Origin of the sequence: Citrifermentans bremense R1, assembly GCF_000426865.1 — a bacterium.
Classification (GTDB): domain Bacteria; phylum Desulfobacterota; class Desulfuromonadia; order Geobacterales; family Geobacteraceae; genus Geomonas; species Geomonas bremensis.
In genome coordinates, this window is record NZ_AUGE01000005.1 from 160,079 (window position 1) to 181,649 (window position 21,571).

Consider the following 21,571-nt stretch of genomic DNA (forward strand, 5'->3'; position numbering starts at 1 on the left):
CGGCTTAGCAACCGGCCTGGAAACAGGTCGAACAGGAAAAGCTGGATGGATATGGATTTTGGTGTAATCAAAAACGGGTGCTGAAGAGATATGACGAACAGCGTGGAGCCGGCCTGCTTCAGCAGGCACGAACGAAACTATACACCGCAAAAACGAAATGAACAGTGGCTGCCGGGATATTAGTTTCGCAGGACGTTCATGAAGGCTGCGGTCACAGCCCAGGAGGCGTTGTCGGCGGAAGCTGCGGGGGAAGCTCGACGGGTTGCAACCGCTCGGGGGGAATCTGCGGTTCGCCCATGATGATCACCACCGGCCCCCGGAATTTCTGCAAGGCTCCGGTGTCTTTGCCGCCCACCACCCAGCGGTAGAGCTTTTTCGCGTCCATGAGTAGCGGCCGGTCGGGCTCGCCGTAGTACTCCGCCTGCATCTCCTCGTCGTAGAGGCCGATGCAGCCGTGGGAGGCGGGGTATCCGGGAAGGTCCCTGCCGTGGATCCAGTAGGAGGTCCAGCCATCCAGCCGCTTGTCGATGTGGAAGCGCAGCCCGTAGTGCATCGGGTAGGCGCGCTCCGTCCCTTCCACCGGGTAGAGGCTCGATTCGTGGACCGGGTCCACCGTGTCGATCTGGTAGCTGCCGTTTTTGAGGCGGTACTCCTCGACCCCCACGGCGACCGGCGCGGAGAATACCAGGCTTCCGTACTCATAGGCGCCGAGGTACATCTCGTTTTGATCGATGAGGATGAGCTGCGGCTGCTTCTCCGCCTCGTAATAAAAGGGAGGCATCGGGTTGAAGCCCCTGATCTCCTCGATCCGCTTGGGTACCTTTATCGACATTCCCGCGATGAAATGGCGCCGGTCCATCCTGTTGAAGCGCAGCCCGTCCTGCCAGAGCTTGCCGAAGATCCGATAGGGAGAGTCCTTTGAGCTCAGTTTTACACAGTCCCACTCATAGAGATAGTCACTGGGATAGTGCAGGTCGCATAGGGATTGGAGTTTTTGGGCTGCAGCAGAGGGGAGAGAGCATATGCCCACTATCATTACAAGAAGGATGCATGTTCGTATCAAGAGTCTCATCACATGCCTCGTCACGAGACAAAGAAACTTGGAGAGTTTCCTATGGCAGATTCATTCTACCAAAGGACCAGATAAAGAGGAAGATAGTTCAGCTTGTTTTCACTTGACCCGCCGAAACTATCCGCCTATATCTTTGCTGGCTTTCTTGGATAGTGCTGACAACAACAGCATGCGGACCTGCCGTCTGCATCGATAAAACCGGAGCGATTGTGTCAGAGGTGGAAAAAGGCGATGTAACAGGTGTCATTCTCGTCGGGGGGAAGAGCCGCCGCATGGGTCGCGACAAGGCCTTTCTTGAGGTCGCCGGGAAGCCTCTTTTCCAGCGCGTCCTGGAGCTCTTCCAGGAGAGCTTTTCGCGCGTGGTCCTGGTGGGGGGCGCGCCGGAGCGTTTCGCCGGCTACGATCTCCCGGTCCTCCCCGACCTCTATCCCGGCTCCCCCCTGGGGGGCATCTATACCGCCTTGAGCCAGGCAGATACCGAGGCCATCTTCGTCTCCTCCTGCGATCTCCCTTTCCCGAACGCGGCAGTGCTCCACTATCTCTGCTCCCTAAGCGACGGCTATGCTGCGGTGGTGCCGGAGACGCCCCAGGGATATGAACCTCTTTTCGCGCTCTACAAGAAGGGGTGCCTGGAGCCGATTCGCTCGCAGCTGGAAAGGGAGGATTTCTGCGCCTACGCCTGGTACCCGGAGGTAAAAGTGCGGCTGGTCTCCCCCGGGGAACTCGCGCCCCTGGACCCGGACGGCACTGCCTTTTGCAACATCAACACGCCCGAGCAGTTCGCGCAACTGGCAGCGGGGACCGGTGGCCGGTGCCCCGCCGACTGAGGAAGTCGGAAACGGGAGGATCAGAGATGGGGGAAGAGGACAAACAAAAAGCCCCGGTGGGATGCCGGGGCTTTCTCGTTTCATCAGTTGGGCAGACAGCGTCAGGGGGGGCACTGCGCGCACATGGACTTGAAGAGGTTGGTGCTGAGGTAGCGATCCCCGCGGTCCGGTACGATGACCACGATCACCCCGAAGGAAAGTTCCGAGGCCAGCTGCAGCGCCCCGAAGACCGCGGCACCGCCGGACATGCCGCAGAAAATCCCCTCGTGGGCCGCGAGAAGCCTGGCCGTTTCGAAGGCGTCGTCGTCTTCCACCACCAGGTTTCGGTGGTATGCGGCACAGTCGTAGATGGGGGGAACGATCGCCTCCTTCATGTTTTTCAGCCCCTGGATCTTGTGCCCCAGGGTCGGTTCGACGCCCACCACCTGGACCGAGGGCTTTACCTCCTTGAAGTAGGAGGCGAGCCCCATGAGCGTGCCGCTCGTGCCCATTCCCGCCACCACATGCGTTACCTCTCCGCCGGTCTGATGCCATATCTCCGGGCCGGTCGTCTTGTAGTGGGCCAGCACGTTGTTGGGATTGGCGTACTGGTTGGGCATGTAGTATTTTGCCGGATCCTCGGCCAGGATCTTGTGGGCCAGCCTGATCGCGCCGTCGGTCGCCTCGCACCCCGGCGAGAGCACGATCTCCGCGCCGTACGCCTCCAGCACGCTGCGCCGCTCCACGCTCACGCACGCGGGCATCACCAGCTTGATCCGGTACCCCCTGGCCGCCGCGATCATCGCCAGGGCTATGCCGGTGTTGCCCGAGGTCGGCTCCAGGATTACCTTGTCCGGCGTCAGTTCGCCGCTCGCCTCGGCGGCCAGTATCATCTGCCGCGCAGGCCGATCCTTTACCGACCCCCCCGGGTTGTTTCCTTCCAGTTTCGCCACTATGCGGACCGAAGGGTTCTTGCACAGGGAGTAGATTTCAGCGACCGGTGTCCCACCGATGGAATCCAATAAACTTTGCCCTCTCACTGTCAGCCTCGCTTCTCTCAGGAGTGGCAACGACAACCATTCCCGATGAGTTATTTCAAACAGACGCAGCATATCACGCATGGGCTGCAGCCAACAATCAAATATTGGCCTTCCCTGTATCGATGTGCCGCCCCTCTGAAACAATCTTTAAAATATTGACAGGTCACCGCGCGGGGGCTAGTTTTGCCAGGATCGAGGGAGGTTTCGCCTATGACAGAAAATTCGCCCGGCATCACGGCAGGAAAAGGGATCAAAGTATATCTGGCCTCGCCTCTGGGCTTCAGCCCGGAGAACGACCATTACCGCGGCAAGGTGAAAGAGCGCCTGAACCAGTTGCATTGCACCGTCTTCGACCCCTGGGACCAGGAGGAGGTCGGGCGGCGCATAGAGGACGCGCTCGGCGCCGCCCTCGGTCCGGTGCGCGCCGGCGCCATCGAGGAAGCCGCCCGATTCGCCGGCCGGGTCAATGCAGAGGGGATACGCGCAGCGGACGTGGTCCTCGCCGTCTTGGACGGAACCGAGCCCGACAGCGGGACCGTCGCGGAAGTGGGATTCGGAGCGGGGATAGGCAAGAGATGCTTCGGGCTGCGGACCGACATCCGCGATTGCGGCGACCTTCCGGGGCTCTCCCTCAACCTGCAGTTGCTCCATTTCATCGAGTACAGCGGCGGCAGGCTTTTCAGAAGCATCGAGGCAATAGAGTTTTAGCGCACTGTCACTGCCACCTTTACCATTGACAAATACGCGGAAAATTACAAGAATGCACTGACTCAGGCTGCGTAGTTACAGTCAACCTACTTCCGGAGGTACGACATGATACGGGCGCTCTCGGCATACAAAGCCATCATGGAAGCATCAGCCATTGATAAGCCGGTTAAAAGAGAGGAGAAGATCCCCTCAGGGTCAGGAACTCCCGCCGCACTGTCGAACGACGGCGCTGAAGCGAGCACCGCTGCTGCAGATCATGACTTCGTCAACATCTCCACCTCCCAGGACGTCTTCAGCGCCGTGGACGACTTCTTCAATCTGGGGAGCTCCAACAGGTTCGACGGCTTCCACAACCTCTCCCGCGAGGACAAGGAAAGCTTCGTGAAGATCGTTGCCGAACTGGCGAAGGCAGGATACATGGGGTATGAGGAGCTCAAGGTCAACAACAAGCTGGAAAGGCACGAGATCGCGCACCAGATCGGCGACCAGCGCCTGCGCGGAGCGAAGGTTTACGACAACGCCAACCGGCGCCGGTAGTTGCCCGCTCACTTAAGAAAATCCCCTACCCGGCAGTTTCCTCCTCGCCGCCCCCCCGGTTCCCCAAAGGGAATAGTTTGTTATTGACACCCCCCGCCCTGCGGCGCTAGTTTTGCCGGATTATGAGCGACTCTGCTACAGACAACCAGCCGCACGAACAACACCAAAACACGGGAGAGCGCCAGGCGGCACAGGTCCTGATCTGCTGCGCGATCGGCTTCGTCTGTTTCCTGGGCGCCTACATGCGGATTCCCGTCCTGCCGCTTCTGGCCAGCGGCATCGGCGCCAGCACCACGCAGATCGGCCTGATCAACGCCGCCTTCATGCTTTCCGCGGGGCTTTTGGCCGTACCCTCCGGGCTGATATCGGACAAGGTCGGCATCACCCCCGTCCTCCTTGCCGGGCTGGCGCTGATGAGCGCGGCGTCGCTGCTCATCCCGCTAAGCGGCAACTGGGTCGCCCTGGGCGCCATCTACCTCGTCTTCGGCGTCGGGCTCGCCGCCTTCACTCCGACCATGATGTCCTCGGTTGCGAGGATCGTCCCGCGCTCGCACGTCGGCCGCGCCTACAGTTGGTACACGACCGCCGTCTACCTCGCCATGACCATCGGCCCGGCGGCCGGCGGCTGGTTCGGGCAGAGGCTCGGGTTCAGGCAGGTCTTCCTGGTTTCCGGCGTGCTGATCGCCGTGGCGCTCATAGCGGTCCTTTGCTTTCTCCCCAAGGAGACCCACGCCACCCACCGCACCCACGGCGAAGGCCAGCATCCGCCAAGCTCCATATTCTCCAACGGGCGGCTCATGGCCGCGCTCGCCGGGACCCTGGGCGGCTGTTTCGGCTTCGGCATGTACCTCTCCTTTCTCCCCCTGCATGCGCGCGCGGCGGGGCTGAGCGTCGACCAGATAGGAGTCGTCTTCGCGGCCCAGGCCTTGGTCAACGTCCTCTTGCGCATCCCGTTCGGGCATTTGAGCGACCGGATCGACCGCGGCGCCATGTCCGGCATAGGCCTCGTCGCCTGCGCCGTCGCCCTCGCCCTGACCGGCGCCAGCCACACACTAGCCGCCCTGATCCTCAGCGCCTGCCTTCTCGGGGCCGGGATGGGGACCAGTTTCACCGCGCTGAGTTCGCTGGTGGCGATCGTGATGCCTGCCGGCCAGCGCGGCCTGGGAATGGGGCTTTACAACAGCTGCGTCTATCTGGGGATGATGCTCAGTTCCGCCACCATGGGGGTGGTGATCAAAAGGGCCGGCTTTGCCACCGGGTTCCTGGCCGCCGGCTGCATCACCTTTGCGGCGACCTTGCTGTTTCTACTCCTGTACCGCGGCAGCACCTCGAAGGAAAAATAAGCCCGGGCACTGGTCCTCACCCTGCTGTTCGTTAACAGCGCCTGCGCGGAACTCGACAGAAAAGGGGACAGGCTACTTTTCGATTCAAAAAAGTAGCCTGTCCCCCTTGCCGCACATTCGGCGTCGGCAGGGGACGCTCGGGCTCGTCACCGCGCTTTATGAGCCAGGATCACCTCGGAAGGAAATAGCATCTGCTGATGGTACTCCCTCACCTCGACCGTGAAACCGTGCTGTTTCAGCTTGTCGGCCAACCGCACCCCGCGGCACCCGCCCATGGTTTTTGGGGATAGCCGGTAAACGAAGTCGTAGAGCCGGCTGGGCAGACTCTCGCCGACCGCCATGTTGACCAGGATGAGCCTGCCGCCGCTTTTGAGAACACGCCGGAACTCTGCCAGTACTCTATCCATGTCAGCGTAAGGAATCAGGTCGAACATGTAATTGTTGACGAGCAAGTCTGCGCACCCCGTTTCTACAGGAAGGTCGAACGCAGTGCCGATAGTGAGGTCGTAATGGACGCCTGAGAGCTTCTTCAAGCGGTTCTTCGCCTTCTCCAGCATGCCGGCGGACAGATCGATTCCGGTGTTGCGGCCGTTTGGGTTTCGCTTCACGATCTCGTTAAAAGCAAGTCCCGTCCCTACCGCTACCTCCACAATTCTTTGGCCATCTTCGATCTCGGCAAGCTCAATCGCCCGATGCCTGGCACGTGACTCGGCAAGATTCCCCCAAATGTCGTAGATGCTCGACAGCCTGTCGTACACGCTTCCGATCTGGTCCTGGGAAATCCTTGCGTCGAGCATCCCTTTGGCATAGGGGGATACCGTGCCACTGCAACAGAAAACACCACAGCATGAGAGCTTCATGGTTTCTCCTTTTGTTCCCCTGGGGAGAGATCCGCTAGTGCATGAAGTTGCTCTGCACCAAGGCCGCGACCAGGGATATCGATACCGTCGCGATCAGGAACAGGAGCAGGTTGGTCATGGTGAAGTATTTGCGCTGAAACTTCTTCCAGGGAGTCAGTAAAACCGCCCTGCAAAAAGGGCAACTCTGCGCAGCTTTGCTTACAGGCGCACTGCATGATGGGCAGTTGGCAAGGTCGGAAGTGATACGGCGCTCACTCCGGGTCCTGTTGCCCACCGCACTGACCGCCTTATTTTGATCTTTAGCCTTACTGGCATAGCTTACCGAGCATGTGATGGTGTGGTACATCCTCTCGATGATGGCCAGCTGCTCGCGAGCCGCCTCTTTGATGCTCGGGTCGATAGAGTTGAATTCCGCCTTGTACTTCCGCACCAGCCGCTCGTACGTCTCTTCAATCAGCTGAGGGGGGTCGCTGATACAGACTCCCAAGGCTTGGTAGCAAAGGCCGGTGTCGAGGATCTCCGGGTTTTGTCCGCCGTACATGATTCGTCTCCTTTAGGCATAAAAGTGCATCATCGACAGGGTAAGAACCCTATCATTCAATAAAGTTCAGCGAATATATCTAAATATTTACAATTAGAAAAGAAAAATATGCGGCTGCACAAGGTTGTTTGCTTCAAGCCGCAACAATGAGGAAATCGTCGAAGCGGTTTTGACTAACCTGCACACGATCATCCCATGTGACTGGATTTGCGTCTCTTTGATGCACCCGATGCCCGATACGCGGCGGGTGGCGGGTAGATTCCCTTCTGCAGCCAGATGGAAAATCTGCATGCTGGCATTAACGGCAATAGCTGTTCTTGGTATCTCGCTGAACTCTTTCTGGCACAAAAACAGCGAGCAGCAGTACCTGACCGATTACGTGATCGCGCTTTATGGCATCCGGTCGGGGCTTGAGCTGAGCGGCAGGGCGCGCAGCGACATCGCCGCCGACTGGCAGAAAGACCTGGATGCAGGCAGGGAGGTATCCAACGACATAAGCCGGAAGGAATCGGAAGACCTGGCGACAGTGAAGCGCGAGATCGACCTGGTTATGAGCAGGCTGAAACCGGCTCCGGAGAAGTTGGGCAGAAGCAGTGCAAAGCTGCAAGAGATGTATGACATCTACCTTGAGGTACACACCCTGGCGAACAGGCCCTTCGGCACGCCAAAGAGCATCATGTCGACGGTCGACAGCCTAAAGACCGTTTTTCGGCTGAAGGTTCGGGAGCTGAAACAGATCATGCCCCCGGAACTCTCAGACGAAATCACCAAGTCCGCCGTGAAATACGATCTGACTTTCCTGGACCAGGAAAACGCAACGGAGGGGAGGTAGTCCTCCGTGTCCAGCGTGGGCCTCAGGGTCTTCAGTGCTCCGCTCCGGTTGCTTCCCTAGTCGAACTCCAGCTTGTAGTAGAGGTCGGCGCCGCTTTCGCTGCCGCTTTGGGTCTCTATCTGCCAACGCCGGTGGATGTCGTAACGGAGCCTGAAGAGGTTTTCCCCGGTAAGTAGCGAGCGCCCGTAGCTCAGGTAAAGCTGCGGGGTCAGGTACTTGCCGACGGTGAACAGGGACTGCCCGCCTGCGGGTTCGGCAGCCGCGGCGCCGCCTGGGGTAGTCGATATCTCTTTGTAACCCATCCTGCCGGCCTTGGAGGTGTCCACCGTCTCCAGCCCGAGCGTGCTCAGCCCCAGCCGATCCTTCACCTGTTCCTGCACGGATTCGGACTTGCCAAAAGAGAAAAGCGAAGCTGCCGCGGTTGCCAGGAGGGCCCCCTGCTCACCGCTCGCGCCGAGCGGGTGGCCTAAAACCATGTAGGCGAGGATGTCGACCTCGGGCATGGGAGGCTCGGAGTACAGCTTCACCACCGGGGTGTTCAGGAATCCCCCCACGGTGACACCGGCCTTGACGTCGCCGACCGTGCGCAACGCGAGGATATCGAGCGTGGGACGGTTTACCGGGTCGTTCACGTAGTAGATGCGTCCGCGCACGATCTCGAGATCCATGCCGTAGGCGCGGTAGCGCCCCTGGACCACGCGGATCTCGCCGGAGCTCTCGATGTTGTCGATCCCCTTCAAGACGAGATCCATGTCGCCTACCAGGCGCGCGTCGATGCCGGAAGCCTCTACCCGGACCTTGTCCCCCAATACCACCTTGACCCGCCCGTCCAGCACCAGCGGGAAGGGCTTTCCCGCGCTTTCGGCCGGCGCCCCCTCCAGGATCACGTCGGAGCTCGCCGTTTCCACCTGGTGCGCCGGCGACCCCAGGATCAGCATCTCGGGTACCCCGATTTCCCCCTCCAGGGTCACCCGCTCCCCTTCCCCCTTGAAGGTGAGCTGCGGCGAGGTCGTCATGCGGAGTTCCGGCAGGTAGACGGTCTGGAACCCTTGTCCGCTCAAGGTGCCGGTGTACCCGGTGATCTCCCTGCCGTTTAGCTGCACCAGCAGATTCCCCACCAGTTCCCCCTCGCCGGAGCGGGCGCGCAGCCTTTCTATGCGTATCTGGTTATGGGTTAGGAGGGCGGAGAGTTCAACGCCGGTGAGGCGGATTCCGGCGCTCGGGAGGTAGGCTCCGGCATCGGCGAGCCTGAGGCTCCCGACCAGCGCGGGGTCGCCCCAGGTGCCGCTCAGGGTGAGGTCGAGATCGAGGGCGCCGTGGGTCTCCTGGACCAGCCCCGGGAAAAGCGAGGTGAGGAAACCGCTTTCCTTCACTTTGCCGGCGAAATTCCCCCGCACCGCGCCTCGCGGGTCCGGCGCCACGGGGAGCCGGGCGGGAATGGGGAGCAGGATGTTCCCCTGAGCCTGCCCGTAGTCGGCAAGGGCCAGCGCCAGGTTGCCGGTGAGCGTCTCGCCGCGCCAGGCGAAGGTGAGCGTGGCCGAACGGAGGTTGGCGCCGATCACTCCGTTGCCCCCCTGCCAGCTCGCCCTCCCCTGGGAGAAGCCGGCCTCGCCGCTCAATTCGAGACGCTGCCCCGGCATGAGCCTGCCGTTGGCCTGGCCGTTCAGCTCCCCTTTGAGGTCCAGCGTCCCCGGAAGCCACGGCTTCAAGAGTTCGGGGCGGATGCCGCTCCAGCGCGCGGAAAGATCGCCCGTCTCCGGGATATTGAACCCGGCCGGGGAGTTGGAGAAGAAGGTGGCGGTCAGGCTCCCCCCTTGATCCAGCGTGAGGTCGACGGCGGCACGGCTGCCGCTCTTGTCCGCATCCAGCCGCAGCGTGCTCTTCGCCACCAGCATCCGCTCCCCGTTCGAGGTGTAGGTTCCCGTGGCCGCGGCGCGCGCGCTCAGGGTTAGCTCTGCGCGCCTCCCCCTGGCGGGGTTGATCCGGCCGCGCCAGCCAAAACTGACTTGGGCCTGGTCCAGCGGGGCGTCGAATTCCTCGCCCTGGGAAAGCCAGTTCAGATGCCCCTCCGAAACGCTACCTTCCCCTTTCACGTCGACCCTGCCGCCGGGAAGGAGGTTCCCGGTGACGTCCCCCCGCATCTTGCCGTCCACCAGCATCCCGGAAGGGAGGAAGGGGCGCAGCAGCGCGAGGTCGAGGCCGGAAAGGGCAATGGCGAGATCGCCGCGGTTCGGCAGCGAGAGCGACGCGGGATCGCTTGAGTGGAAATCGAGACGGGCCGCGCCGGCACCCTCTTTGAGAGCCAGATCGGCCAGGGCGGTGAGGCCGCCGGCCCCGCCGTTAATGGTGGCCTGGAACCGCTCCAGGTCGAGGCGCTGCCCGTCGACAACGACTCCCCCGTCAGCCTCCGCATGCCCGGAGAGGTCGATCCGCCCGCGGCGCAGGAAGGCGACCTCCACCTCGCCCGAACTCCTGCCTTGTAATTCGCCGCCGCTAAGCCAGTAGTTGGTGCGCGACAGGTTCAGCGCGCTCCAACTGGCTCGAAGGGAACCGGTCTTATCCCGCTCCAGGTTCCCGGCGAGCTCCACCCGCTCCACCCGCTCCCCCTGCGCCCCGACCAGTACCAGCGGCGAAAGGGCGAAGCGCCCCCCTCCCGCGACCACGGTCGCCGGAGCCGCGAGGGCGAAGGGGCCGACGCTGTCGGCGCCTAAGAAGCGCAGCAGCCGGCCGCGCCACTCGCCGCCGGCGTAGCCCCCCTCAAGGCTCAGCTCGGCGTGATTCTCGCCGGAGGCAAGCCTCCCTTCGAGCTGGTGCCGCGCCAGCGTCCCCGCCAGCGAGAGGTGCGCCGTCTCCACCTGCGCTTTGCCGAGAGAGACCCCTGTCAAGGCCGCGTCCAGATGCACCGGGTACCCCTTTTCTTCGCCCAGGCTCGCCTTCACTTCCATGGAGCCGACGCGGCCGCCGGAGGCGGCTATGTTGCGCCCGTTGCCGCTCACCGCACCGCTCAAGACGCCGTCGCGCCACCTGAACCATCCCCCCGCCCGCAGTTCGCCAGAAGCGGCCGGCACCGCCCCGGAGAGATCGCTCACCTCGGCCGCGAAATCGAAGCGGCGGTCGAGTTGCCCCGAACCGCGGGCGCTGAACCCTTTGCCGGCAAGGACCAGGCGTTTCACCAGCATCGTCTTGCCGAGGAAGCTCCCCTGCAGGTCGCCGCGCAGTTCGTGCCCCTGCAGCCTGCTTTCCAGCAGATGCGCGTCCAGGCTCCCCCGGACCTCCCCCCGTTCAGGCACGTCGACGCTGCCGGTGAGGTCGAGGTTGACGACCCCCTTCCAGCTTGCCGCCAGTTGCGAAGGGTCGAGCCTCCTCCCCGCGAGCTTCCCGCTCACCAGCACTCCCTTCTCCCAGCCGATATCCAGCGCACCGCGCACCCCTCCCCCCAGCCACTCCCCGGAGAGCGGCGCGAGCTTCACGCCGCTTTTGCCGCCGCGGTAGCCGGCGGCGAGCGCCACCTTGCGCCACCCCTCCCCCTGGTTCGACAGGGAGAAATCGCCCCGATAGCTGGCCGGTGTCCCGGAGAAGTTGAGCGTGCCGGAGATGAGGTCGGGAGTGTTGAGTTCTTTGGAGAGGTCGAGTTCCGTCCCCCGCAGGGCGAGGGTGAAGAGCGGATCGGTCTTGGTGAGGGTCATGCTTGCGCTGCCGGACAGGGTGCCGCGACGCCCGGGCCGCACCAGCTTCAGATTTCTCAGGTTGAAACCGGTGCTGGTGATGCCGAGTTCGCTGTTAAGCTCCAGGCGCCGTGCCCCCCCTCGCCTGCCCGAAAGCGCCAGCGGCCCAGCCATCTGCTCGGGAAGAGTCCCCGGCATAAGCCTCGCCTGCACCGAAAAGGCGTCCATATCGGCCACGGCGGCCGAGGGGTTCAGGCGCAGGTCGAGCGTAAGCGATGGGCGCCAGAGCCCGGCGGCCAGTTCGCCTGAGGCGGTCCCCTGGGAGGCCGAGATGCTCCCGCCGGTGAGCTTCAGCGTCCCCTCTTTGAGCGCGAGCGATGCCGCGAGCTCTTTGAGCTTCGAGGGGGGCTGCTGCAGGTGCCGGTAGCTGAGCTCCTTGAGCGAGAAGCGGGTCACCTCAGCATCCAGCCTGCGCACCGCCTCGCTCACCTGGGGCCAGCGCAGTTCGGGGGCTTTTTCGCTGAGCGGGGTGTCGTCCTCAATGCGCACCCCCCGAAGGGCCAGATCGTGCACCAAGAGCTTCCCGCCCAGTAGGCGCTCGGGGTCCCAGGCCAGGCGCAGCTCTTCTACCCGGACCAGCATCCGCGGCCGCGAAACGGTGACCCCTTGCAGCAGCAGGCGATCCCTTAGCCTCCCCTCCACCTTTTGCACCGTGACCTCGACGCCCGCGAAGCGGTCGAGGGTGGTGAGCGCAAAGCGAGCGCCTGAGCTGGTATCGACCAGCCAGACGAGGCCGGCGAAGATGACCAGGGCGAGGGCCAGGATGGCTCCGCCTAAGTAGAGCGCGATCCGCCTCATAGCTGGAACCCCACGGTGAAATGGATGCGGTAGCTCCCCGCTCCGGAGGTTAGCGGCCTGGCGAGGTAGAGGTTCAGCCCCCCGACGGCGGTGTAGTAGTGGACGCCCAAGCCGGTCCCGTCTTTCAGGCGCATGTCAGCGTAGTTGTTGAAGGCGTTCCCTATGTCGTAGAAGACCGATACCCCCCAGTCCTTGTAAAGGGAGCGCAAAAGCTCCAGGCTCCCGACCAGCAGGTGCCTCCCCCCCACCACCTTCCCGGAGGAGTCGCGGGGGCCCAGGCTTTGGTAGGTGTAGCCGCGCACGCTCTGGTCGCCACCGGCAAAGAAGCGGATGGACGGCGGGAGGTCGGAGAAGGGATCGGTGAGCAGGCTGTACGCCGCATCCCCCCGCGTCTGCAGGGACAGGCGCCAGGGGAGCGGGAACAAGAGGTTGGCATGGGCGATCCCCTGGATGAGGCCGCTGTCCGATCCCAGGTACGGGTGGGCGCCGCGCAGTTCCAGGGTGTAGGCGTAACCGCGCCTGGGGCGGACCAGGTCGTTGAAGGTTTCCTTGGAGAAACGGAATCCCGGGAGCACCAGCCTGGAGTTCGCGTTCACGTTGCCGACGGTGAAGACTTCCTGCAACAGCCTAACGTACCCCGTCGCCAGCTCGCCGCGCCCCAACCCTATGTTCCGATCCAGTTCCAGCGCGACTATCTTGCTCAAGTAACTGGTGACGTCTTCCTTTTGCAGGTTCAATTGCAAGGCGGTGGAACTTCGGTAATCGCTGCTGCTCGGTATGGTGTAGCGGCCGGCGAACCCCTGCAGGCGCTGCGCCGCGTAGAGGCTCAGGTCGAGGTCGTGCCCTTTGTGGAAGAGGTTCAAGTCGCGGTAGTGGGTGGAGAACCTGGCGCCGGTGTCGGTCCCGTACCCGATCCCGGGCCTTACCGTGCGGCGCGGCGCCTCGGTGAGCTGCACCACGACAGGTACCCGCGCGTTCTCGGCCCGCTCGCGCTCCGGCGTGACCACCACCTGCCTGAAGCGCTCGGAGTTGGCGAAATTGAGCTGCGTCTCTCCGATCTTCGCGTAGGAGAACGGTTCCCCCTCCCTGAAGGCGACGAAACGCTTCAGGTAGGACTCGGGGTACTCCGGCGCCCCCTGGATCACCGCCGGGCCGAAATAGAACCGCGGGCCGGTGTCGAGCACCAGGGCGATCCGCGCCGAGGAACGGTCCTCGGCGATGCGGATCTCGTGACGGGGGAAAGCGGCATCGAGATACCCCAGTTTCTGGGCCATAGACTGCAGCGCCCCCTTGCCCCGCTCGTAGTCGGGTTGCAGCAGCACCTCACCCCTTTTCACCGGGAAGGCGTCCCGCACCCGCGAGAGCCTTCTCTCCTCCGCTCCTGCCCCCTTGAGCTCCACCGTCACCTCGGCGACCCGCACCGGTTCCCCGGGGATGACGACGACCTGCAGGCTCGGTTTGCCGTCCCTTGTCTGAGCCACCCGGGCGGAAACCTCCGACTTGTAATAGCCGTAAGGCTGCAGCGCCTGGCGTACCTTGTCCGGCGCCTGCTTGGCGAAGCGGTCCAGCCAGAGCCGATCCACCTTCCCGTCCCGGACCAGGCCGTAGGGAAGCGCCAGCGCCTGACGCGCGTTCTCCAGGGCATCGCCTTCAACACCTGTCACCTCGATCTCGACCGGGTCGGCAGCAAAGGCGGCGGACGCAAGGAAAAGCAGCGCCGCGAGGCAGCTAAGAGCCAGGTATGGAGGAAACCGCTTGGGCATCGGGCCGGCCTTCATCAGTGTCAGCAACAGACCCGGCACCGCCCTTTGGGCCGATGGAACCAGGGCCTTGGTGCCGGCGCCGTCGTCGACCTCGGCTAAAGCAACGCATAGGTGTGCGCAGACGGCGGAACAGCTTCAACTGGACACTGCTTTTTTGGGAATGGTACTGCCGAAGGCGCCGCGGATCAGGTGAGGCAGTCCCGCGAACTGGAGAATTCTACCATGCCGCGCAGCAATAGTTGGGAAGAGGGCCGCAATAACTGCAAATGAAGAAACTAGTAGCAACATCTTTTGCTACCGATGGAGTTGCCGTCTCTTCCCTTTGAGAATTTCCCTATCCAAGTCGCCCGCCGCGCTGAGCCAGAAAAGGCGAGTCGGCTCTGCCGCAGGAGAGTCACCAAAGAAGCACCCTCTTCTCACAGCGGTCCCGATCATCCACATCCCGCCGGCAGAACTGACAGCAGCAACGTAACTTGCACCTGCCGGACAGAATCAGGAAAAAATAGTGTCTCGGCTGGCAGTCAGGGAACCTGTTATAATGTCTGTGAGGTAAATAAACCGTGTCACGAGGTACGCAATGCTGCCACAACATCCGCACGACGAAGAGACTCCCCGCATCAGGGAGATGATCATAGACGATCTGCCCGAGGTGTTTCACATAGGCGAGGAGCTCTTCACCGCCGAATATTCACAAAGCCTCTACCGGACCTGGGACGAATACGAGATCACCACCCTTTTCAACAGCGACAACGAGCTCTGCATAGTGGCCGAGCACGAGGAGCGGATACTCGGCTTCGCCCTGGGGACCACGGTGAAAAAGCACGGCTCCCCCTGGAAATACGGCTACCTCGTCTGGCTCGGGGTGCGGCGCGACCTGCAGAAAATGCACGTAGGCGAGCGCCTTTTCAAGGAGCTGAAGCGGCGCTTCAAGGAACAGGGGGTGCGCATGATCATCATCGATACCTCGGCCGACAACAAGCCGGCCATCAAGTTCTTTCAAAAGCACGGCTTCGACAACATCCAGGAGCACGTGTACATGACCCTGAACCTGTCCAAGAGAAGCAAGAAGAAACCGGTGAAAAAGCCATGACCGGGCGCCTGGACGAGGTTTTCGCCGCCATCGATCCGGTACGTCTCAAGGGAACCCTGCTGGAGATGCTGGACATATATTCCCCCTCGGGGAAGGAGGAGGACATCCAGCTCTACCTCGAGGACCTGCTGGCGGGCGCCGGATTCTACGTCGAGCGGCAGGAGGTGGAGGAGGAGCGCTACAACCTGCGGGTGACCATGGGGGAAGGCGAGCCTGCGCTTTACCTCGTGGGGCACGTGGACACGGTCCCGGCGTGGGACCTGGAGGAATTCGGCGCCAGGGTGGAAGGCGACGTCATCGGGGGGCTGGGGAGCGCCGACATGAAGGGGGGGTGCGCCGCCATGATCGAGGCGTGGCTCGCCATAGCCCAGGCCTTGAAGCCGGGCCGGCGCCCGAACGTTGGGCTTTTGCTTGTGGTGGGGGAGGAGGAGAACGGCGACGGCAGCGCCAGTTTCCTGAAAAACTGCAGTCCCGCCTGGGCGGTGATCGGTGAGCCTACCGGCCTCTCAGCCTGCTTCGCCCACTACGGCTACCTGGAGGCCGGCTTCGTCACCCACGGGTTGAGGAGCCACTCCTCCCTGCCGGAATTGGGGCACAACGCGGTGGAATCGATGCTGAGGGTGCTTTTGCACTTGAGCAAGGACCCGCTGTTCAACCGGGAGCAAGGGAGCATCGTCTACTCCATCCGGGAGATGCACTCCTCCCAGAAGGGGTTCGTGGTCCCGGACCGGTGCGAATCCTGGATCGACCTGCATCTTCCCCCGGAGCTCGACCCGGAGTCCGTGCAGCGGGGGATTCGCCATATCGTCTCCAGCGCAGGTCAATACATACCCGGGCTCGACTTAAACGTCGCCTTCAATTTCACCTCGGCCGGCTACAACCTCGGTACCGACAACCCCCTTTCCTGCATCCTGGAACAGGTCTACCAGCGCCTTGGGCGCACCCTCAAATTCGATTCCTTCCGCTCGCACTCCGACGGCAACCTCTTCTATGCCGCCGGTTGCCGACCGCTGATCCTGGGCCCCGGCGCACTGGAGATTTCGCACACCCCCGAAGAACAGGTCGACTTCCCCGAGGTCTTGGCGGCGGCACAGATCTATGCCGCGCTTTGCCTGGGGCTCGACCGGTACGCGGTGCTGAACGTGGAGCGCTGCGGCTCCTGGGCTTCGTTCGACAGGCAGGGGAGCTGGGTGGGTTGCCGGGATTAGAAAGGGACCCTTGCCCTCCTGATTCGTTTTCTGTAAGCTGCTTCAGTATTTCCATCCCACACCGATACGATACCCCAGGACAGGTTCCGCTGGAGTATCAGCATCGACCCGGTTCAATTGACCCATAAGGCGGTACCTAGAGTTGCGACTGTTTCGCGTTTTGCCCTACCTGTTGTCCCTATCACTGATGCTGACCCTTTTCTCCCCCGCCCCTTCCCAGGCCGCCCTGGTGAAAACCGGAGCGGAGGTACTCGCCGAGCAGAACTTCCTGCCGCTCAGGGGAAAGAACTTCGCCCTGGTGACCAATCATTCCGCCATGGTGGGTGAGGTGCACCTGCTGGACCTTATGAAAAGCAAGGGGGTGCAGCCGGCGGTGATCTTCACCCCTGAACACGGCCTGAAAGGGACCGCCGAAGACGGGGTGCACCTGGCGGACGACTCCAGCGACGGCATCCCGGTGATAAGCCTCTACGGCGCGGTGAAGCAGCCCCGCCATGAGGACCTCAAGGGGATCGACCTGGTCGTCTTCGACATCCAGGATGCGGGGGTCCGCTTCTATACCTACATCTCGACCATGGGGCTTGCCATGCAGGCTGCCGCCCGGGACGGGATTCCCTTCATGGTGCTGGACCGCCCCAACCCGCTGGGAGGGGATTACGTCGGCGGGTTCATGAGGGACGGGATACCGGCGAGCTTCACCTCGCTCTACCCGATCCCGATTGCCCACGGCATGACCGTGGGCGAGCTTGCCGGCATGATCAAAGGGGAGGCGATGCTGCCGGGACTCGCGCAACTCGACCTGAAGGTGGTGCGGATGCAGGGGTGGCAGCGCGCCATGCGCTGGCCCGACACCGGCCTTTCGTGGGTGGCGACCAGCCCCAACCTCGCCTCGTTCGAATCCGTGCTCCTTTACCCGGGAACCGGCCTTTTGGAGGGGACCAGCGCCTCCGAGGGGCGCGGCAGTACTCTCCCCTTCCAACTCGCGGGGTGGCCCGGCATCGACCCCCTGGCGCTCGCGGCCCGGCTGAACGGCGAACAGTTGCGGGGCATCCGTTTCGAGCCGGTGCAGTTTACGCCGGTGAGGATCCCCGGGGTATCGAGCGTGCCCAAGTACCGGGACCGAGAGGTGGACGGGGTGAGGATCGATATCACCGACTACAGCAAGGTCTTGCCGGTGGAGACCGGGATCGCGGTCCTGAGCGCGCTGCACGCCTTGGTACCGGAGCCGGCGCGCCCTTCCTTTTTCAGGGCGGGGTTCGACGACATGGCGGGTTCGGCGGAGTTGCGCAAGGCGGTGGAGCAGGGTGAGAGCGCCGCCGGCATCTCGGCACGCTGCAACGGCGAAATCTCCAGGTTTCTGGCATTGCGCGAAGCGTACCTTTTGTACGACGACGAGCCCGCTTCAACGGCCGATGCTGCGGGGAAGGCGGCGGATGCATCCGGTTTGGCTCAAAAAGAAGGGCACCCATCGCGGTAAAGCGATGCGTGCCCCAAGTGCGCCATCTGATAGGTATCGGCCGCCAGAGCGCACCATATAAGAGGAGCTGCAGGATGGCGGAGCGCTGCCGTTCTGGCAGGGATGGTCCACCTTTTCGCGGCACCTTCTGTACCGCCGGTTGTCCTGCTTGTCAACACCTCAGCTCTTATCGCCAACCGCCGGCGCTACTTGAGCTGAAAATGCCCCTACGTTGGCTTTGAGCGCAAACTGTTGCTATGATAGGGCCCATGTATACCGACCAGAGAAAAGACAACCAGCCGATTGAACTTTCGCGTGACATCCCCCTCGCCCCCTTCACCTCGTTCAAGATCGGCGGCCCGGCCAGGTTTTTGACCAGGGCCCGGACGCTGGAACAGCTGAAGCAGGCACTTTCCTTCGCCAGGACGGAGGGGATTCCCTTCCTCATCGTCGGAGGGGGATCCAACCTGCTGGTGAGCGACCGCGGTTTCGACGGCATCGCGATCAGGCTGCAGATGAAAGGGATCATGGTCCAAGGGAACCGGGTCGAGGCGCAGGCGGGAGTCGACCTCATGGCGCTGGTGGAGCATGCGGCACACTGGGGGCTGGCGGGGATCGAGCGGCTGGCTGGCATTCCGGGGCTCTTCGGGGGGGCGGTGCGCGGCAATGCGGGCGCCTACGGCAGTTGCATCGGCGACGTGATCGAGAGGGTCCACGCGCTGCGGGCGGACACCCTGGAACTGGTCACGCTCGCGCGGGACGCCTGCCAGTTCCAGTACCGCAACAGCCGTTTCAAGAAGGACCACGGGCTGGTGGTGGTGGCGGCGAGCCTGCTCCTTGAGCCGGGGAACCCCCAGGAAATCCTGCGCCTGGCGGAGGCGACGGTGAGAAAACGGCAAGCCCGCCAGCTGCAATGCGACCTGAGCGCAGGCTCGTTCTTCATGAATCCGGTGGTGCGCGACCCCGAGCTGATCCGGAGGTTCGAGACCGAGCAGGGGACCCACTGCAGGGACGGCAGGATTCCCGCCGGATGGCTCATCGACAGGGCCAGGCTGCGCAGCCTTTCCGTGGGAGCGGCCATGGTCAGCCCGCGGCACGCCAATTACCTGATCAACACCGGCAACGCCAGCGCCCAGGAGATGGTCAGGCTCGCCGAGCTGGTGAAGGACGAGGTGCGGGCATCGCTGGGCGTGCAGCTGGAGGAGGAAGTGAGCTGCGTCGGCTTCACTTAGGCTGCGCCGCTTCCCTCCTGAACTCGGCGAAGGCCTCCTCGAGATCCTGGTAAAGCCCCGTCATCCCCTCAAGCTCTTCCTGCTGCGCTGCCTTTTTCTCCATCTCGAACGCAATGATCCGCATAACCTCGGCACCTATGCTGGCCGCCGCACCCTTGATGCTGTGGGAATGCAGGTGCATGCCGTCCAGATCCCCGTCCGCTATGGCCTGTCTCAAAAGCCCTAGCAACTGCTCCGTGCTGGCCAGGTACTTCTCTACAAATATGCCCACAAACTCAGGGTCGCCCACCCGGTAGAGCAGCCCCGCCCGGTCGAACACCGGCGGCTGCGGAGGATCACCCTCCTCCCCGGCCGGTGCGGATTCCACGGGGCAAGCGGCAGTTTCGCCCCTGGGTGCTTCTTCCTCAACCATCTTCCCGGGTAGCCAGCGCTGCAAGACGGCGCATAGCTGCTCCGATCCGAAGGGCTTGCTCAGGTAGTCGTCCATACCCGCTGCGAGGCAGATCTCACGGTCCCCGGTGATGGCGTTGGCGGTGAGCGCCACTATCGGGACGCGCCCGGGGCCTTCCCCTGCCTCCCACTCCCGGATTTTCCTGGTGGCGGTAAATCCGTCGACCTGGGGCATCTGGCAGTCCATGAAGATCAGGTCGAAGCCTCCCCCCCGGGCGGCATTCAAGGCTTCGGCACCGTTATCCACGATCTGCACCGAGCACCCCAGCCTGCCTAGCATGTGCCGGACCACGTCCTGGTTCACCGGGTTGTCCTCCGCCACCAGGAGGTTCGCGGCAAAACGCACCTTATGCTGCGACACCGGCTGCCGCTGGGAGAGCGCCATCCCCTCCGGCGCCTCGGCGAGCGCCTTCAGGCGGAGCGTGAACCAGAAGGTGGAACCGGCGCCGAATTCGCTCACCACGCCCAGCTCCCCCCCCATCAGCTCAACCAGCTGCCTCGCGATGGCAAGGCCAAGCCCTGTGCCGCCGAAAGAGCGGGTCGTGGAGTAATCCGCCTGGGTGAAGCTGTCGAAGATGTGTGCCAGGGCCTCCGGCCGGATGCCGATCCCGGTGTCCACGACCTCGAAGCGGAGCACCCGCTCCTCCCCCCGTTCTTCCAGCCGGAAGGCGCGCAACTGCACCTCGCCGCGGCTGGTGAACTTAACCGCGTTCCCGACCAGGTTCACCACGATCTGGCGTAACCGGACCAGATCCGCTTCGACGTAGCGCGGGACATCCGGGGCGATCCGGCACTCCATCCCCACCCCCTTGCTGCGCGCGCCGGCGCCGAACATCTCCAGCACCTCCGCCATCGTGCCGTGCAGGTCCATCGGCGCCGGGTCCAGATGCATGCGGCCTGCCTCTATCTTGGAGAAATCGAGGATGTCGTTGATGATGCACAAAAGGGATTCGCCGGAGTTGCGGACCGCTTCCGCGAAGCAGCGCTGCTCGCCGTCAAGGCCGCTCTCCAAAAGCACGCTCACCATTCCCAGGACGCCGTTCATCGGGGTGCGGATCTCGTGACTCATGTTGGCCAGGAACTGGGACTTGGCGAGGCTCGCAGCCTCGGCCGCGTCCTTGGAGAAGCGCAGTTCGGCAACTGTCTGGCTCAACTCCCGGTTGGCCGCGGAAAGTTCGTGGGTGCGCCGTTGCACCACCTCCTCTAGTTCGATGCGGTGCGCCTCCAGCTTCTGGTCGCGTTCCTGGATCTGCACCAGCATCTCGTTGAAACCGTCCATCAGCATCCCCAGTTCGTCATTTCCCTGCTTTCGCGCCCTCAGGTAGTAGCTCTTGTCGGTGGAGACCGCTTTCATGACCTGCGCCAGGTGCGAGATGGGCTCGGAGATGATGCGTTGCAGCTTCGCGGCGAGAAAATACCCCAGCGACAGCGCGCCCAGCAGCACGCCCGCCAGCATGAGGAAGAACGGTTTCAGCCGGTGCTTTAGTTCGGTGGCATCGGACTGAATCACTACGGTTCCCAGCTGCTGGCCGTCCAGGATGATGGGGGAGATGCCTAAGATGTGGCCGCCAAAGGCAAGCGGGAAGCTGGCGCGGGCCAACTCGACCCTCAACTTCCGGTCGTCCACCCGCGCGCGCTCGCCGGAACCGTCGACAAAGCCCAAATGTTGCAGCGTCGCGCCCGGCGCTACATAGCTTGCGAAGAGTGTGTGGTCCTTCAGCACGACCAGCGCGGTAAGGATGTACGGTTTGGCGCGCAGCGCGGCCAGGGTATCGGCCGCCGATTTACGGTCGTTGAAGGCTACGGCGGCTGAGCTGTTGCTTCCCACGATCTCTGCCAGCGCGCTCAACTCGGTCTGCATGCCGCTACGGAAACCGGTCGCCTCGGTGATGACGAAAGCGGTGGAGACAAGGGCGAGACCCACTGCGCTGGTGAGAAGCAGTATGGCGAGCAGCTTACGCCTGATGGAGAGGTCACGGAACCGTCGAAGCATTAGGTATTTATCCGTACAAAGGGTTGCCCGCGTTATCAATCGGGCGGATCGGGAGGTTTGCCCAAAGCCTTCGGGACAAACATGGAGACACATCCCTTCTCGGACTGTTATCGGGAG

At 63.0% G+C, this 21,571-nt stretch carries 16 protein-coding genes; 9 read left to right on the forward strand and 7 right to left on the reverse strand.

Annotation, left to right across the window (positions count from 1 at the left end; genetic code table 11):
• Nucleotides 1-211 precede the first annotated feature (211 nt).
• On the reverse strand, nt 212-1,072 hold the full coding sequence (locus K419_RS0105345) for a L,D-transpeptidase (protein ID WP_026840677.1): 861 nt from the start codon (nt 1,070-1,072) through the stop codon (nt 212-214).
• A gap of 209 nt (nt 1,073-1,281) precedes the next feature.
• Here K419_RS0105345 and mobA point away from each other — a divergent pair, with 209 nt between their 5' ends.
• A complete protein-coding gene (gene mobA, locus K419_RS0105350) occupies nt 1,282-1,899 on the forward strand; it encodes a molybdenum cofactor guanylyltransferase (protein ID WP_026840678.1) in 618 nt (205 codons plus the stop codon).
• Nucleotides 1,900-2,000: 101 nt separating this feature from the next.
• On the opposite strand, the gene K419_RS0105355 is transcribed toward mobA, so the two are convergent.
• The gene (locus K419_RS0105355; RefSeq protein WP_318842527.1) at nt 2,001-2,900 is read right to left on the reverse strand and encodes a PLP-dependent cysteine synthase family protein; all 900 of its coding nucleotides are present in this window, start codon (nt 2,898-2,900) and stop codon (nt 2,001-2,003) included.
• Nucleotides 2,901-3,128: 228 nt separating this feature from the next.
• Between K419_RS0105355 and K419_RS0105360 the strand changes: the two genes are divergently transcribed.
• The 3 genes from K419_RS0105360 (at nt 3,129) to K419_RS0105370 (ending at nt 5,506) form a co-directional block, all read left to right on the forward strand.
• Nucleotides 3,129-3,626: a nucleoside 2-deoxyribosyltransferase gene (locus K419_RS0105360; protein ID WP_026840680.1), complete on the forward strand. Its 498-nt coding sequence runs from the start codon at nt 3,129-3,131 to the stop codon at nt 3,624-3,626.
• Between the two features lie 105 nt (nt 3,627-3,731).
• Entirely contained in the window at nt 3,732-4,163 is a 432-nt protein-coding gene (locus K419_RS0105365) for a hypothetical protein (protein ID WP_026840681.1), read from the forward strand.
• 122 nt (nt 4,164-4,285) lie between these two features.
• Nucleotides 4,286-5,506 (forward strand): MFS transporter, encoded by a 1,221-nt coding sequence (locus K419_RS0105370; protein WP_026840682.1) that lies wholly within the window; start codon nt 4,286-4,288, stop codon nt 5,504-5,506.
• Between the two features lie 146 nt (nt 5,507-5,652).
• Here the strand turns inward: K419_RS0105370 and K419_RS0105375 are convergent, their stop codons facing one another.
• A complete protein-coding gene (locus tag K419_RS0105375; protein ID WP_026840683.1) occupies nt 5,653-6,366 on the reverse strand; it encodes a class I SAM-dependent methyltransferase in 714 nt (237 codons plus the stop codon).
• 34 nt (nt 6,367-6,400) lie between these two features.
• A complete protein-coding gene (locus K419_RS0105380; RefSeq protein ID WP_026840684.1) occupies nt 6,401-6,907 on the reverse strand; it encodes a zinc ribbon domain-containing protein in 507 nt (168 codons plus the stop codon).
• 289 nt (nt 6,908-7,196) lie between these two features.
• Between K419_RS0105380 and K419_RS21635 the strand changes: the two genes are divergently transcribed.
• Entirely contained in the window at nt 7,197-7,739 is a 543-nt protein-coding gene (locus tag K419_RS21635) for a hypothetical protein (protein WP_226377628.1), read from the forward strand.
• 56 nt (nt 7,740-7,795) lie between these two features.
• Here K419_RS21635 and K419_RS0105390 read toward each other — a convergent pair whose 3' ends face one another.
• Both K419_RS0105390 and K419_RS0105395 read right to left on the reverse strand, forming a co-directional pair.
• On the reverse strand, nt 7,796-12,262 hold the full coding sequence (locus K419_RS0105390; protein ID WP_026840685.1) for a translocation/assembly module TamB domain-containing protein: 4,467 nt from the start codon (nt 12,260-12,262) through the stop codon (nt 7,796-7,798).
• The gene (locus tag K419_RS0105395; RefSeq protein ID WP_026840686.1) at nt 12,259-14,052 is read right to left on the reverse strand and encodes an autotransporter assembly complex protein TamA; all 1,794 of its coding nucleotides are present in this window, start codon (nt 14,050-14,052) and stop codon (nt 12,259-12,261) included. Before K419_RS0105395 ends, K419_RS0105390 begins: the two co-directional genes overlap by 4 nt.
• A 550-nt stretch (nt 14,053-14,602) precedes the next feature.
• Here K419_RS0105395 and K419_RS0105400 point away from each other — a divergent pair.
• The 4 genes from K419_RS0105400 to murB all read left to right on the forward strand — a co-directional run bounded on the left by K419_RS0105400 (nt 14,603) and on the right by murB (nt 19,011).
• The gene (locus K419_RS0105400; RefSeq protein WP_026840687.1) at nt 14,603-15,115 is read left to right on the forward strand and encodes a GNAT family N-acetyltransferase; all 513 of its coding nucleotides are present in this window, start codon (nt 14,603-14,605) and stop codon (nt 15,113-15,115) included.
• A complete protein-coding gene (locus tag K419_RS0105405; protein WP_026840688.1) occupies nt 15,112-16,323 on the forward strand; it encodes a M20 family metallopeptidase in 1,212 nt (403 codons plus the stop codon). The genes K419_RS0105400 and K419_RS0105405 overlap by 4 nt, the downstream gene beginning before the upstream one ends.
• Nucleotides 16,324-16,465: 142 nt before the next feature.
• Complete coding sequence (locus K419_RS0105410; RefSeq protein WP_026840689.1) at nt 16,466-17,800, forward strand: exo-beta-N-acetylmuramidase NamZ family protein; 1,335 nt, start codon at nt 16,466-16,468, stop codon at nt 17,798-17,800.
• 248 nt (nt 17,801-18,048) lie between these two features.
• Nucleotides 18,049-19,011, forward strand: coding sequence for a UDP-N-acetylmuramate dehydrogenase (murB, locus tag K419_RS0105415; RefSeq protein ID WP_026840690.1), 963 nt, complete (start codon nt 18,049-18,051; stop codon nt 19,009-19,011).
• On the opposite strand, the gene K419_RS0105420 is transcribed toward murB, so the two are convergent.
• Nucleotides 19,004-21,454: an ATP-binding protein gene (locus K419_RS0105420; protein WP_026840691.1), complete on the reverse strand. Its 2,451-nt coding sequence runs from the start codon at nt 21,452-21,454 to the stop codon at nt 19,004-19,006. The two genes, murB and K419_RS0105420, sit on opposite strands and share 8 nt — an antisense overlap.
• Nucleotides 21,455-21,571 lie beyond the last annotated feature (117 nt).